This window comes from Sporosarcina sp. AD_1 (assembly GCF_057373025.1).
Genome location: NZ_JBPVIR010000005.1, coordinates 51097 through 64850, shown reverse-complemented (window position 1 = coordinate 64850; position 13754 = coordinate 51097). Strand labels below are relative to the sequence as shown.

At 45.2% G+C, this 13754-nt stretch carries 16 protein-coding genes; 9 read left to right on the top strand and 7 right to left on the bottom strand.

Annotated elements, in window-relative coordinates; translation table 11 throughout:
• Positions 1 to 52: 52 nt before the first annotated feature.
• A complete protein-coding gene (locus ACSW3C_RS10990; RefSeq protein WP_486562638.1) occupies positions 53 to 685 on the bottom strand; it encodes a YigZ family protein in 633 nt (210 codons plus the stop codon).
• A 147-nt stretch (positions 686 to 832) separates the two neighbouring features.
• Between ACSW3C_RS10990 and ACSW3C_RS10985 the strand changes: the two genes are divergently transcribed.
• The 4 genes from ACSW3C_RS10985 (at position 833) to ACSW3C_RS10970 (ending at position 3964) form a co-directional block, all read left to right on the top strand.
• The gene (locus ACSW3C_RS10985) at positions 833 to 1990 is read left to right on the top strand and encodes a sensor histidine kinase (protein ID WP_486562637.1); all 1158 of its coding nucleotides are present in this window, start codon (positions 833 to 835) and stop codon (positions 1988 to 1990) included.
• Between the two features lie 20 nt (positions 1991 to 2010).
• Positions 2011 to 2685 carry a response regulator gene (locus ACSW3C_RS10980; protein WP_238082967.1) on the top strand — a complete coding sequence of 225 codons (675 nt, stop codon included), beginning with the start codon at positions 2011 to 2013 and terminating at the stop codon, positions 2683 to 2685.
• A 123-nt stretch (positions 2686 to 2808) separates the two neighbouring features.
• Positions 2809 to 3387, top strand: coding sequence for a YybH family protein (locus tag ACSW3C_RS10975; protein WP_486562636.1), 579 nt, complete (start codon positions 2809 to 2811; stop codon positions 3385 to 3387).
• A gap of 190 nt (positions 3388 to 3577) precedes the next feature.
• A complete protein-coding gene (locus tag ACSW3C_RS10970; RefSeq protein ID WP_486562634.1) occupies positions 3578 to 3964 on the top strand; it encodes a YhjD family protein in 387 nt (128 codons plus the stop codon).
• On the opposite strand, the gene ACSW3C_RS10965 is transcribed toward ACSW3C_RS10970, so the two are convergent.
• The 3 genes from ACSW3C_RS10965 to ACSW3C_RS10955 all read right to left on the bottom strand — a co-directional run bounded on the left by ACSW3C_RS10965 (position 3943) and on the right by ACSW3C_RS10955 (position 6580).
• Positions 3943 to 4449, bottom strand: a complete 507-nt coding sequence (locus tag ACSW3C_RS10965) for a competence protein ComK (RefSeq protein WP_486562633.1) — start codon at positions 4447 to 4449, stop codon at positions 3943 to 3945. The genes ACSW3C_RS10970 and ACSW3C_RS10965 overlap by 22 nt on opposite strands.
• Positions 4450 to 4812: 363 nt before the next feature.
• Positions 4813 to 5979: a M20 family metallopeptidase gene (locus ACSW3C_RS10960; RefSeq protein ID WP_486562632.1), complete on the bottom strand. Its 1167-nt coding sequence runs from the start codon at positions 5977 to 5979 to the stop codon at positions 4813 to 4815.
• An 85-nt stretch (positions 5980 to 6064) separates the two neighbouring features.
• A complete protein-coding gene (locus ACSW3C_RS10955) occupies positions 6065 to 6580 on the bottom strand; it encodes an antibiotic biosynthesis monooxygenase family protein (RefSeq protein WP_486562631.1) in 516 nt (171 codons plus the stop codon).
• A gap of 209 nt (positions 6581 to 6789) precedes the next feature.
• On the opposite strand from ACSW3C_RS10955, the gene hemE reads away from it, so the two are divergent.
• The 4 genes from hemE to ACSW3C_RS10935 all read left to right on the top strand — a co-directional run bounded on the left by hemE (position 6790) and on the right by ACSW3C_RS10935 (position 11156).
• On the top strand, positions 6790 to 7830 hold the full coding sequence (gene hemE, locus ACSW3C_RS10950) for a uroporphyrinogen decarboxylase (RefSeq protein ID WP_486562885.1): 1041 nt from the start codon (positions 6790 to 6792) through the stop codon (positions 7828 to 7830).
• A 22-nt stretch (positions 7831 to 7852) separates the two neighbouring features.
• Positions 7853 to 8785: a ferrochelatase gene (gene hemH / locus ACSW3C_RS10945; protein WP_486562630.1), complete on the top strand. Its 933-nt coding sequence runs from the start codon at positions 7853 to 7855 to the stop codon at positions 8783 to 8785.
• Positions 8786 to 8805: 20 nt separating this feature from the next.
• On the top strand, positions 8806 to 10221 hold the full coding sequence (gene hemY, locus ACSW3C_RS10940) for a protoporphyrinogen oxidase (RefSeq protein ID WP_486562628.1): 1416 nt from the start codon (positions 8806 to 8808) through the stop codon (positions 10219 to 10221).
• 77 nt (positions 10222 to 10298) lie between these two features.
• Positions 10299 to 11156 (top strand): glycerophosphodiester phosphodiesterase, encoded by an 858-nt coding sequence (locus ACSW3C_RS10935; RefSeq protein WP_486562626.1) that lies wholly within the window; start codon positions 10299 to 10301, stop codon positions 11154 to 11156.
• 69 nt (positions 11157 to 11225) lie between these two features.
• Here ACSW3C_RS10935 and ACSW3C_RS10930 read toward each other — a convergent pair whose 3' ends face one another.
• The 3 genes from ACSW3C_RS10930 to yhfH (ACSW3C_RS10920) all read right to left on the bottom strand — a co-directional run bounded on the left by ACSW3C_RS10930 (position 11226) and on the right by yhfH (ACSW3C_RS10920) (position 12366).
• On the bottom strand, positions 11226 to 11570 hold the full coding sequence (locus tag ACSW3C_RS10930) for an ATPase (RefSeq protein ID WP_486562625.1): 345 nt from the start codon (positions 11568 to 11570) through the stop codon (positions 11226 to 11228).
• Between the two features lie 363 nt (positions 11571 to 11933).
• A complete protein-coding gene (yhfH, locus tag ACSW3C_RS10925) occupies positions 11934 to 12059 on the bottom strand; it encodes a protein YhfH (RefSeq protein WP_486562624.1) in 126 nt (41 codons plus the stop codon).
• 181 nt (positions 12060 to 12240) lie between these two features.
• On the bottom strand, positions 12241 to 12366 hold the full coding sequence (yhfH, locus tag ACSW3C_RS10920; RefSeq protein ID WP_238082989.1) for a protein YhfH: 126 nt from the start codon (positions 12364 to 12366) through the stop codon (positions 12241 to 12243).
• Between the two features lie 230 nt (positions 12367 to 12596).
• Between yhfH (ACSW3C_RS10920) and lplA the strand changes: the two genes are divergently transcribed.
• Complete coding sequence (gene lplA / locus ACSW3C_RS10915; RefSeq protein WP_238082992.1) at positions 12597 to 13589, top strand: lipoate--protein ligase; 993 nt, start codon at positions 12597 to 12599, stop codon at positions 13587 to 13589.
• The last annotated feature ends 165 nt before the right edge of the window (positions 13590 to 13754 follow it).

Below are 13754 nucleotides of genomic sequence, written 5' to 3'. Positions count from 1 at the left end.
TAGACGCCAACTTTCCCCATTATACTATCAAATTCTTCTAACGTATACCACTTTAGACATCGAACTCCAAGAATATTTCGGATACCGTATGAATTTGTGCCTGTCCATTCGTCAGTTCGGTCATCCATTCGACAAATCGTTCCGTCTCCGCTACCGGCACGTACATATGGATATCAACCGTTTCGCCGTACACAATATCATGTAGCGGGTAAGGGGATTGTCTTGCTTCGTTCTCGACTTTTCCAAGCCAGGTGTAATCTATAGAGATTTTCATTTCCTTATGAAGTCGTCTTTCCACGACGCCGGTAGCTGCAATCCCTTCCGTTGTGGCGCGTCCATACGCCCGGATCAGTCCGCCGCCGCCGAGTTTGATTCCTCCAAAGTAACGGGTAACGACGACTGCTGTATCTTTGAGTCCTTGTTTTTTTAGCACTTCGAGCATAGGCACACCAGCTGTGCCAGATGGTTCACCATCATCGTTTGCTTTTTGGATCTGGTCATGTTCGCCGATGAGATAAGCGGAACAGTTGTGTGTAGCTGAATGATGTAACTTTTTGATGTCTTGAATGAAAGCAAGTGCTTCCTCTTCGGTCTCTACCCTCTTTATATAAGAAAGAAATCTGGATTTTTGTATGATGATTTCACTTTCCCCAGCCAATTTAACGGTTCTATAGTCAGCTCGCATTTGCAGTGCCCCTCCTATTTGTAATACAATTTTAATACGCATATAGTAATATGATGATATAATAAACAAAGTGTATAAGGAATTCATTAGTACTGCAACATCACTAACTAGGCGAGATTGAAGAGGCTGTGAGCAGGAGGGGATGAATTGGCTGAAAAAGCAATAGACATCCATAAATTGGAATCCATCTTCGATAATATGGTAAATATGATGGACCAGTCGAAAAATGACATATTTACAATTAGCGAACAGAGTCGGCAAAATTACGACGAAATGAGAAAAGAGCTCGTTATTATCAAAGAGGATATTTCCCGGGTAATAACTGAAGGCGACTACTTAGAGGATATGACTCGTCATTCCCGTAGAAGACTCGCTGACGTTTCGAAGAATTTCCTTAATTATTCGGAGGAAGAAGTGCGGCAAGCTTATGAAGTGGCAAACGATTTGCTTGTCAGGTTATCGATCAACCGCATGGAAGAAAAACAGCTTCGTGTCCGTCGGGATGAGCTGGAACGCAGAATTGCGGCGTTGCTTGAGACGATCGAAAAAGCCGATCACTTAGTGAATCAGGTGACTACAGTCATTACATATCTGACTTCCGATTTAAAAAAGGTTGGCGAAGCGCTTGAAACAGCGAGGCAAAAACAGGAATTTGCCATCCAAATCATCCAGGCTCAGGAGGATGAACGGAAACGGCTCTCCAGGGATATTCATGACGGCCCTGCGCAAATGCTTGCCAATGTGCTGCTCCGTTCAGGTCTGATTGAGAAGACATTTGTCGAAAAAGGTCCTACATCAGCCTTATCGGAACTTACACAACTAAAAGAGATGGTGCGGAATGCCTTATATGAAGTACGTCGCATTATCTATGACTTGCGGCCGATGGCACTTGATGATCTTGGTTTGATCCCGACATTACGAAAGTATCTCGCTACGGTCATGGAGTACGAGAAAGGAACTATCATCCACTTCATGAACAATGGTCAAGAAAGACGGTTCGAATCAAATATTGAAGTAGCCATTTTTAGGCTGGTTCAGGAATCTGTTAACAATGCACTCAAACATGGTAATTCAAGGGATGTATGGGTGAAAATTGAATGGCTTCGTGATACAATGAATATTGTTATTAAAGATAATGGACAGGGCTTTGACCAAAGCGAAACAAAAGAAAAATCATTTGGCATTATTGGGATGCGCGAGCGAATCGAATTGTTGAAGGGCGAGATGAAAATCATGTCTGCAGCCGGCAACGGAACGACTGTGCTTTTCCGCATTCCACTAGAAGACGATATAATTGTTGAATAGGGTATTGGGAGGGAAAGAAATTGACAAAAATATTAATTGTGGATGATCATCAGCTTTTTCGTGAAGGTGTGAAACGGATCCTTGATTTTGAAGATTCGTTCGATGTTGTCGGAGAAGGCGATGACGGCAGCGAAGTGAATGAATTATACCGAAAATATGAGCCGGATGTCGTTTTGATGGACATCAATATGCCGCGCATGAATGGTGTCGAGGCAACAGAGCAGCTTCGCAAGGAATTCCCAGAAGCGAAAGTCATCATGCTTTCAATTCATGATGACGAATCTTACGTATCGCATGCATTGAAATCGGGCGCACTCGGATACATGTTGAAGGAAATGGATGCGGATGCGATTGTACAAGCAATCAAAGTCGTAGCTGCTGGAGGCTCCTACTTGCATCCGAAAGTGACGCATAACTTGGTGGCTGAATTCCGCCGTTTGAGTGAGCGCGAATACAAAGGTTCATTCCAACAGAGTGAAATTCGCCGTCCACTCCATTTGTTGACGAAGCGGGAGTGCGAAGTGCTTCAGCTGTTGACAGATGGCCAAAGCAACCGGACGATCGGTGAGACGCTGTTTATCTCTGAAAAAACAGTCAAAAACCATGTTTCGAGCATTTTGCAGAAAATGGGCGTTAACGACCGGACACAGGCAGTTGTCACTGCAATTAAAAACGGTTGGGTTGAAGTGAAGTAAGGAACGATAGGAACTAGGCATAGGGGATAGTAGACGGGTCACGCCCGCTGCTTCCCATTTGTCATTTTCAGTCTAAGGGCTATCCATCTGGAATGGCCCTTTTATTATGTAGGAGGTAGACGTATGAAGAAACGATCATTGCTCATCATGCTGTTCAGCATTCTCCTTGTCTTAGGTGCCTGCAGCAAAGATGAGGGGAAGCAGACAAGCCAAGGCTCTGTCGATGATGGAGAGGCGGCAGGAGGATATGGATCGATCGATCATGGCGTCGATGATAAAGGTGTTGGATTCAATATGGCAGGGGGCGCGATCGAAGAAGCGCAAAATGTCCCGGCTGAAGAAAAAGCGGCGATTATGGATACTTTCCAGGCGTACATCGACGCGTTTAACCAAAAGGACATCGATACTTATCTATCTGTGCTTTCTCCAAACTCGGAAAGCTTTACTCTAGAGGATGAACGGGCTCTTTTGCAGGAGACGTTCAAAGATTATGATGTAACACGGGAAGCGAACGATGTAACAATCGTCAAGTACGAGGAGAACGAAGCGCAATTATTCGCCAAGTTGAAAACGACATTCAAACAGATTGAATCAGGTTTGGAAACCAATCCGTCAGGGCGGCAGGTCACAGTTTTCAAAAAAGAAGATGGCCAGTGGAAAGTGGACTCGATCTATTATATAGGGGACGAGGAAAAGAAATAAGAATGTAGAAGGCTGCTTGCCGATCAACAGATTTGTTGATTGGCAGGCGGTCTTTTTTTGGGCGAAATCGGACATACTGTCAAGAGGGTTCAAAAATTTCCTGTGGATTGCTAGTTGTATTTGCCTGGGCATTGGCATATACTAATATATAGAACGTACGTTCCTTTTTTATTGAGAGGAGGAAGTTGTGATGCCTTTAATCCCAGCAAAGGCATTGCCGCATTTTGAGAACATGATCTATTTGCCGATGCTGCTAACCATTTTAGAACGGGATCGCCAAACGATTGAAAAAGGCCCCTTTAAATTGAAGGGCCCTTATTTGAAAATGATTGAAAATGCGCTGCTGAGCGTCCAAAGCGAATTAACAGACACCTCGAAGTACTTGCGACGCCATAATATGAAGGTGATCCGCAGTAAAATGGATGACACGTTTACGGAATATGTCTTCATGAATGGCGGCTATGAGGATCACCGGCGTTATTTGAATGTACGCCTGCGGAACCGTACCGAAGAGCTGCTGCAATTTTATATTACAACGGCGGGCAACCGGACACCTCAATCGGGTTTGAACAAGTAGGCTGATTTATTCAGGAGATGCTGTTTTTTTAAAAAATCCTTCTCTAAAAATCTGGCGAAACAATATTGCCGCCACATTGTATTGGCTGAAACCGCTAGTTTAATCTTCCGGCCATTTTCTAGTGAGACAACGCATCCTAAAGGATCTGGCTCGATGAAGTCAATGGCTAAACAGTTGATCCAGACGTTTTGATCGGAAGATGACGATAGTGTGGGAATGAAGATACATGGTGTGTCGTATGCGTGCGCAAGGAGAATCGGGGTCTTATGGACATTACCTAAAACAATCTTAGCGGTTTTCGTCAACACTTGAAAAGAACTGCCATAAAAAGCGGCGGAGCTTTTCATAATATGTATCGGTTTCTTTGGAACGTCCAACTCTCTGTCCCGCTCAATCACATATGTGAGAATCCGATTCCCAAAACGAACTGGTTGCAGAACAAAGGTGCTAAACGATACTACATAATTGCCCATTGGCTTTTCCATTTCCAATTACACCCTTTCCTTATAAAAGTTACTTTCGTAGCCTATTGTAATCCAGATAAAATATAAAGCAACCAAAAAGATAAATAATTTTGACTAATTTTAAAAATGAATCTTTTTATCTATAAAGTCTTAAGTTGAGATTGGATGATGTATAGATATTTATTCCTAAACATACCCATTTAAAGGCTTTTAATTAAAAGTAAACTCATATAAAAAGGCTTTTATTGCCATCGGGGAGAATAGAGAAAGAAATGATTTTATAGGTAATTTGTAATGAGGTAAACTATTGGCATTCATTTGATAGCTAGTAAACTGTGTAAGACTGAAATGAAAAAGACCTCCCAATTGGAAGGTCTCCTAGCTTTATTGATTTTGATATTCAATTGCTGCTGCACCAAGTGTTTTCGCTGCGATGAGCATGGAACGCTCGTCGATGTCAAAGCGCGGATGGTGATGCGGGTACGCATCGGTAGGCATCGCGCCTGTAAAGAAGAACGTGCCCGGTACTTTCTCAAGATAGTAGGCAAAGTCTTCGCCGCCCATTTGCGGTTTTGTTTCTACTAGCGCCTGGATATCTGGAATTTGTTCGGCAACGTTTTTCAAAAACTCGGTTTCTGCCACATGGTTGACGACAGCCGGATAGCCCCGGAAATATTCGAATTTGATTTCGCAATTGTTTACGATGGCGGTTCCTTCCACGACACGGGCCATTTCTTGTTCCATCAGATCACGTGTATCTGGATTGAATGTGCGCACTGTGCCGCCGAGCTTTGCAGTATCTGCAATCACATTGAAGGCGTTGTCCGCGACAAACGAGCCAACGGATAGAACAGCTGAATCGATTGGATCGACCCGGCGGGAGACGAGCTGCTGAAGATTCATGACAAGCTGCGACCCGATAACGACTGCGTCTTTCGTTTGATGTGGCGAAGCGCCATGTCCGCCGGCGCCTTGGATGGTAATATCGAAACGGTCTGCAGCCGCCATGACGGGACCGGCTAAGTATTCGACAGCACCATACGGGATAAGTGACCAAAGATGGGTTCCGAAAATGACATCCACTCCGTCCAGGCAGCCATCTTCGATCATGGAAATGGCACCGCCCGGAGCAAATTCTTCCGCATGCTGATGAATAAAGACATATTCACCGCTCAAGTTCTCACGTAGTTCATGAATTGCTTTCGCAAGCTGGAGAAGGGTCGCGGTATGTCCATCGTGCCCGCACGCATGCATGACGCCCGGGACAGTCGATTTGTAGGGCACGTCCTTTTCATCGTTGATCGGCAAGGCATCGAAATCGGCACGAAGCGCGACTGTTTTACCTGGGCGCGCTCCTTTGACGCGGGCTACAACCCCATTGCCGCCAACGCCGCTGCGAACTTCCACTCCAAGATCCGCATAGAAATCATGAATATATTGCGCCGTCTTCACTTCCTTGAAGGAAAGCTCCGGATGCATATGCAAGTGACGGCGGATGACCACCATATCCTCATACGCCTGGTCCAATTTTTCAAACAGCTGTTCATTCATTTTCAAAACCCCTCTCCCGAAACATTTTCATTTTTCATATTATATCATATGTTTCGAGTCCCGCAATAAGTAGAAAGGTAGGGGATTATGCCTCATCTTCCCGTTTTGCTGTGTACGTTGTAATATAGGAAGCACTTGTGAATATGTGTGTCGTATTATCTACAAATTCACGGGCTGCCTCTGGATCATGCGCTTCTTTGAAAGCAGGCGAGTTTTTCCAACGGTCAAAATCGGCCGGCCCCTTCCACTCCGTCATGACGATGTACGTATCGGAATCGAGCGGGCGTAATAACCGGAAGGCTACGAAACCGGGCTGGGATTCAATAGCACCGACCCGCGTGGAAAAGCGGTGTTCGAATACCGGCCGGCCTTCATCTGAAACGGGAATATTATTGCAAACGAAGTAGCCCTCATCTTGCAGATCTCCTGCCGAACTGATCACTTCATAACGCCGAGGTGTCTGGAACACGGATTTCCCTTCCGTTTCATGAAGGAGAAGGGAGGCGCCGCTGCCATGCATCAGAATCATCTGCTTGGAAGCATGCTTCTCTTTAATTTTTTCCATAAAATCTCTTGTACCTGTGGTCATATACATATACATTGACAAACCCTCCTTAACTAAGTGCACTAATCATATTTTCCCCGAAACGACCGAATCAAACAAGCAATGGCAAAATGATGGCGCCTGTCCCGCACAAATTTATGACAAACGGGTTCATTTGCTATACAATCCGGCCGTAGTCGTCTATATTGGAAGTCGGATAAAGATATACATGATAATCATTATAAAAAGAAAGTGGGAATCGATTGATGACGACATTTAACGATACACTGCTTCGCGCCGCGAGAGGCGAAAAAATTGACCATACACCAGTCTGGTATATGCGCCAGGCGGGACGTTCGCAGCCCGAATACAGAAAAATCAAAGAGAAATACTCGCTGGAAGAGATTACGCATCAGCCGGAATTATGTGCATATGTTACAAAATTGCCGGTAGACCAATACAATGTAGATGCGGCAATTCTCTATAAGGATATTGTTACGCCGCTGCCGGGCATCGGTGTCGATGTGAAAATAAAGCCGGGGGTGGGTCCGGTCATCTCCAATCCGATCCGGACTGTCCAAGATGTACATAATCTCGGGGACTTCTCTGCTGAGGAACACATCCCATTCGTTACGGATACGATTAAATTGCTGACGCAGGAACAGTTGAATGTTCCGCTAATTGGTTTTGCAGGTGCACCGTTCACTTTAGCGAGCTACATGATTGAAGGCGGGCCGTCGCGCAGCTATAATTTAACAAAATCGTTTATGGTGTCTGAACCGGAAACATGGTTCGCATTAATGGACAAGCTTGCAGAAACGACGATCGCCTATATTGAAGCACAAGTGAATGCCGGAGCGAAGGCTATTCAAATTTTCGATTCTTGGGTAGGGGCGCTAAATGTTTCGGATTACCGGATCTTCATCAAACCTGTAATGACCCGCATCTTCTCGGAACTCCGAAAATTGAATGTGCCGCTCATTACATTCGGTGTTGGTGCAAGCCACTTGGCGAATGAATGGCATGACCTTCCTGTCGATGTTGTCGGTCTTGACTGGCGTCTGTCGATCAAAGAGGCGGGAGAACGCGGATTGACGAAGCCTCTTCAAGGAAATCTTGATCCCTCCCTGTTGCTTGCGGATTGGTCTGTCATTGAAGAGCGGGCAAAAGCGATTATTGAACAAGGTGTTGAGCACGGCAGCCATATTTTCAATCTTGGCCATGGTGTTTTCCCTGAAGTGCAGCCAGCCACATTGAAAAAGCTGACCGAATTGATTCATGAATACAGTGCGCAATTGAGAAAATAATTCCATTGATGAGGTGAATGAAATGACGAAAAAGAAGATGGGCTTATTGGTGATGGCTTATGGCACACCATACAAAGAAGAAGATATCGAGCCGTACTACACGCATATCCGACACGGCCGTCCGCCGGCTCCTGAACAATTGGAGGATTTGCGTTCTCGTTATGAAGCGATCGGCGGCATTTCCCCGCTGGCTAAAATCACTGATGATCAGGCGAGCGCGCTTTGTAATCGTTTGAACGAAATGCAGGATGATGTTGAATTCCAATTGTACATTGGATTAAAGCATATTACACCGTTCGTAGAAGAAGCAGTGGAGCAGATGGCGAAGGATGGCATAAAAGAAGCCGTTTCGATCGTCCTCGCACCGCATTATTCTTCCTTTTCCGTTAAATCCTATAACACGCGTGCAAAAGAGGAAGCGGAGAAATACGGCATTTCAATCACCTCGGTGGAAAGCTGGTATCAGCAACCGAAGTTTATCAAGTATTGGGCTGACAAAATCCGTGACACTTTCGAACAGATGAGTGCAGAAGAGCGGGAGAAGGCATGCTTGGTCGTTTCTGCACACTCGCTGCCGGAGAAGATTAAACAATTTGGCGATCCTTACCCGGATCAATTGGCGGAAACAGCTGATTTGATAGCCAAAGCGGCTGACGTAAAACAATACGCTGTCGGCTGGCAAAGTGAAGGGCAGACAGGAGAGCCGTGGCTCGGACCGGATGTCCAGGATTTGACACGTGATTTACATGAACAACATGGGTATACATCATTTGTCTACACGCCTGTCGGCTTTATTTCCGATCATTTGGAAGTACTCTATGACAATGACCATGAGTGCAAGGTAGTTTGTGATGACATCGGCGCGTCCTACCACCGTCCTGCAATGCCAAATACGGATCCGTTATTTGTTGAAGCAATGGCGGACGCAGTACTTGGTCAGATCCAATCAGCCTGATGACAGGAAGTGATGATGAGATGGAGAAGCAAAGCAAAAAGGTCGTCATCGTCGGAGGCGGCATAACAGGATTAACAGCCGCCTTCTACCTTCAAAAAGAAGCGGAAGAAAAAGAGTTGGATGTGGAAATTCTTCTGATTGAGGCTTCCAATCGGCTTGGCGGTAAAATACAGACGGTCCGCCGGGATGGTTTCATTATTGAACGGGGACCGGATTCGTTTTTGATTCGGAAGAAAAGCATGGACATCTTGGCTAAAGATCTTGGCGTGGATGATCAGCTTGTACGCAATGCGACGGGACAGGCATATGTTCTCGTAAATGATAAATTGCATCCGATCCCGCCTGGTTCCGTCATGGGAATTCCGACGCAAATGGGACCGTTTTTCAAATCAGATCTCTTTTCCATCGCTGGCAAGCTGCGGGCAGCAGGGGACATGGTCTTATCCCGTTCTGGCATCGATGGCGACCAATCGCTCGGTTCGTTTTTCCGGAGACGCTTTGGAGGGGAGCTTGTCGAGAACTTAATTGAGCCGCTGTTATCCGGCGTTTATTCCGGCGACATCGACCAGATGAGCCTCGAGGCGACTTATCCTCAATTTTATGCAGTTGAGAAAAAGCATAGAAGCCTGATTCTTGGAATGAAGAAGACGACACCTAAACAAGTTCCGCAAAAGAATGGGCACGGTGCTGCGAAAGAAGGAGCGTTCCATTCTCTCCGCAACGGCCTTGAGACAATTGTGGAGGCAGCAGAGCGTGCCCTGAAGCCAGAGACGGTGCTGAAGGGTGTCCGAGTGGAGCGGATTGAGCAAGTCGATGACCAGTCCGTGCTTCACTTGAATAACGGCAAAAAAGTGAAGGCGGATGCGGTCATTTTGACTACGGACCATGTGACGACCAGTCAACTATTTGCTCCATATGGCCTGCTGAAAGAGCTTGGGGAGATACCAACAACTTCCGTTGCGACAGTCGCCCTGGCGTTTCCGGCTGATGCGGTTGTTCAGGATATGGAAGGCACTGGATTCCTCGTTTCCAGACGCAGTGACTATTCAATCACGGCATGTACATGGGTTCACCGAAAATGGCCGACAACTACGCCAGAAGGAAAGGTATTGCTGCGTGCGTTCGTAGGAAAAGTCGGGGACGAAACGATTGTCGATTTGCCGGACGAGGAAATCGAAAAGATTGTGCTAGCCGATCTAAGCCGGATTATTACTATCAAAGGGAAACCTGATTTCTCTGTCATTACCCGATTCAAAGAGGATCGCCCACAATATCGGGTCGGCCATAAAAATCGGATTCGGACTGCCCGGGAAGAGCTGAAACAGAAGTTTCCGAACATCAAACTAGCAGGGGCCTCATATGATGGCGTCGGCCTGCCAGATTGCATCGATCAAGGCAAAGCGGCTGTCGAGGAAGTATTAACTGATCTGTTCTAAAACAAAAAGAGTTCCCCAAAGGTCCAAAGGGCTGCCCCGTGCAGCCTTTTCTTTATTCACACGGAAGGGGGAATACGATGAAGAAAATATGGATAGGAAGTCTCGTTATTTTCATGTTGGCAGGCTGTTCGATCGGTGAGAAGAAATCGGCTGTTTTTCCGGATGGTGACTTTTTTCTCATAGGACACCGCGGCGCTTCCGCCTATGCGCCGGAAAATACACTTGCTTCCTTTGGATTGGCGGAAGACTTAGGCGCCGATTACATCGAATTGGACATCCATGAAACGAAAGACGGTCAACTTGTTGTCATGCATGATAAAGATATATCCCGTACGACGGAGGGACATGGCGACATCGAGACATATACACTGAAAGAATTAAAATCGCTACCCATTGTCGAAAAGAAGAAAGATAAAACGACTGTGATCGGGCCGTCCGAAAATCTAGCAGTCCCAACGCTGCAGGAAGTGTTTGATCAATTCGGGGATAGCTTAAATTATGTAATCGAATTGAAAAATCCGAGCCACTATCCAAATATAGAAGAAAAGCTTGTTCAGCAATTAAAGAAAAATGAGTTAATTCAGCAGGATAAAAAAGGACGACCGCGCGCCATCATTCACTCATTCAATGAGAAGGCGCTCAAGCGTGTGCATAAATTAAATCCCGATATTCCGCTTCTGCAACTTATCTCCTTTGATGAAGGGGAAGAAGCCGAGCTGTCGAAGAAAAAAATTAAAAGTTTGCTTTCCTATGCAGATGGCATCGGAGTCAGTTATGAAGCGCTCACCCCGCCATTCGTGAACTACATGCACGAAAAAGGGCTCGCAGTTTTCGCATATACCGTCAACGATCCGGAAACAGCGCTGCGCTTACAAGCAATGGGCCTTAATGGAATTCATACTGATAAACCCGATTTGCTGGGAAAGGAAAAATAGAAGGGGCCGTCCAATTAGGACAGCCCCTTCCTTTTGCGAATGGCTAACAGCCTGTCCGCAACTTGTCCATTAGAGGATTTGTGTCAATTCGGAGTTCAACACGCGCTGGGAGTCAATGATGACGCCAGAAGCCGTGCGGCCATATGCTGTGTAAATTCCTCCAGTTTGGTTAGGCAAGATTTCCGTTTCGTATTGAAACGCACCGCCGACAAGGTTCAACGTGACAAATCCGGAAGCATTAGCATTGACGCTATAGTTTGCGGAGCCAATCAGCTGTCTTGTCCCATTGAGCCTGAATACGCGGACGACACCTGTCAAAGGACCTCCCGTAAGGTTCAAAATTTTAACCCGTACTGAAGTCGCGTTAGAAGGCAAGTTGCCTGTATTTTCAATTGGTCCAGTAGTTAAAGGCATGTACAATCACCTCCTGTGACTTTATTGAATCTGCAGATTCTGTTCTCATACTATGTAGGTTGTAAAAGAAGTGATAGGGAGCTTGTACCTGTTTAGGAAGATAAACCAGAAAAAACGACCTCCTACAATCATTGGAAGTCGTTTACTACTGCTCATTCGGCAGCATTTCAATATAAATGGAAATCATGTTGCTCCTCCGTGTTCTATTCGCAAATAAACTGTAAAACTTCTTAATGGGAAAACTTGTGTAAGGCCAGCAATGGATTAATTCGACTTTGCATCTTCCTGACAGCTCACATGACCCAACTATTCAGTACATGCATTTTCATGTCTGGCCATAATTAGCTAGCTGACTCCCTCGCCTTATAAAGCCTTGCAATCCTCGCATGTATTGCTGTAGCATTCATGCTGTTCTTCCATCTCTTTCTCACAAGTAACACAAGTTTTAGGCGGCAGGTTTTTATAGAATTCCACTACGTTTTCTAGCATTGCTTTCATCTCCTTTGTTTTATAACTATGATTAAGTTGTAAATTTGTTTTATAACAGAGTGGGTAAAAAAATACACCACGTTGCCGTTGGTAATTCTACCGGCTTCATGCTATTTCATACATGAACCGTTTTCTGTGTTACTACAATGTGCTTATGTCATATAACAGATGGGGTAAAAAATTATAGCACGTTGCACTCATCGCATTTATTGCTATAACATTCATGTTGCTCGTCAATTTCCTTGCCGCACTGCTCACATTGTTTAGCTGGCAGATTCTTGAAAAACTCTACAATGTTTTCAAGCATTGTGTTCATCTCCTTTCATTGTGTTATAACGAAATGGAAAATTAGACAATTGTCGTATAACAGATAGGATAAAAAAATATAAAGTTAGCTCATCTACCAAACTCCTTTTGTTTGTTATACAACTAGAATTTATTAAAACGTAGTGTATTATAACAAGAATCTTTTGTCAACACTTTTGGATGCCGTTCGGCTAAAATAAAATTGGATCATAGTCATAGGGAGCGATTAGCATGTATTTTATTGATAATAAAGGAATTACCGATCCGCGGATCAACTTGGCGATAGAAGAGTATGCGTTAAAAACAATGGATGTCGAAAAGGACTCCTATTTGCTGTTTTATATTAACGAGCCGTCCATCATTATCGGACGCAATCAAAACACGGTAGAAGAGATTAATACGGAATTTGTCGATGCGAATGGTATCCATGTCGTCCGCCGGCTGTCAGGGGGCGGTGCGGTTTATCATGATGTAGGGAACTTAAATTATAGTTTCATTACAAAAGATGATGGTGAATCCTTCCGGAATTTTAAGAAGTTCACGGAGCCGGTTATTAAAGCGTTAGCTGAAATGGGCGTGAAGGCAGAGCTGCTGGGTCGGAATGATATTCTAGTGGAAGGCCGGAAAGTATCCGGAAACGCGCAATTTGCTACACAAGGACGTTTGTACACCCACGGAACGCTCATGTTTGATACAGAAATTGAGCGGGTCGTGTCCGCCTTGAAGGTGAAGAAGGATAAAATCGAGTCTAAAGGCATCAAGTCCATTCGCAGCCGGGTTGCCAATATTTCGGAATTCATCGAAGAGCCGATGACCATTGAGCAATTCCGCCAGCGTATTTTGACCTCCATCTTTAACGGGGAAGAAAATATTCAATACGTGGAACTGACAAATGACGATTGGGACAAGATCCACCAGCTATCTGCGGAACGGTACGGCAACTGGGATTGGAATTACGGAAAATCACCGAAATGCAATATGCAGCATTCGCATCGCTTCCCGGTTGGGGGCATTGATGTCCGTTTGCAAGTGAATAAAGGCAAAATCGAAGAAGTCCACATCTTCGGAGATTTCTTCGGTGTCGGTGAAGTGGCCGTGATCGAGGAGAGCTTGAAAAATGTCCAATACGATCGCGAATCCATCACCAAAGCATTGGATTCCCTCGATATCCCGACCATCCTTGGCGGCATAACGAAAGAGGAATTCGTCAATCTGATTTACTGAACCCGGCGCTTGCCGGGTTTTTTCTATCCTCTTCTCACTTCTATCATACGTAAAAAAGGGAGAGGCGAAGTAGGCGAAAGTCATGGGGGAAGAGGAAAACGAGCCGTAAGTTTGCTTGTGTATTTCCAACATATAAGTCAGGTAATCCTATGATGGAATCATTAG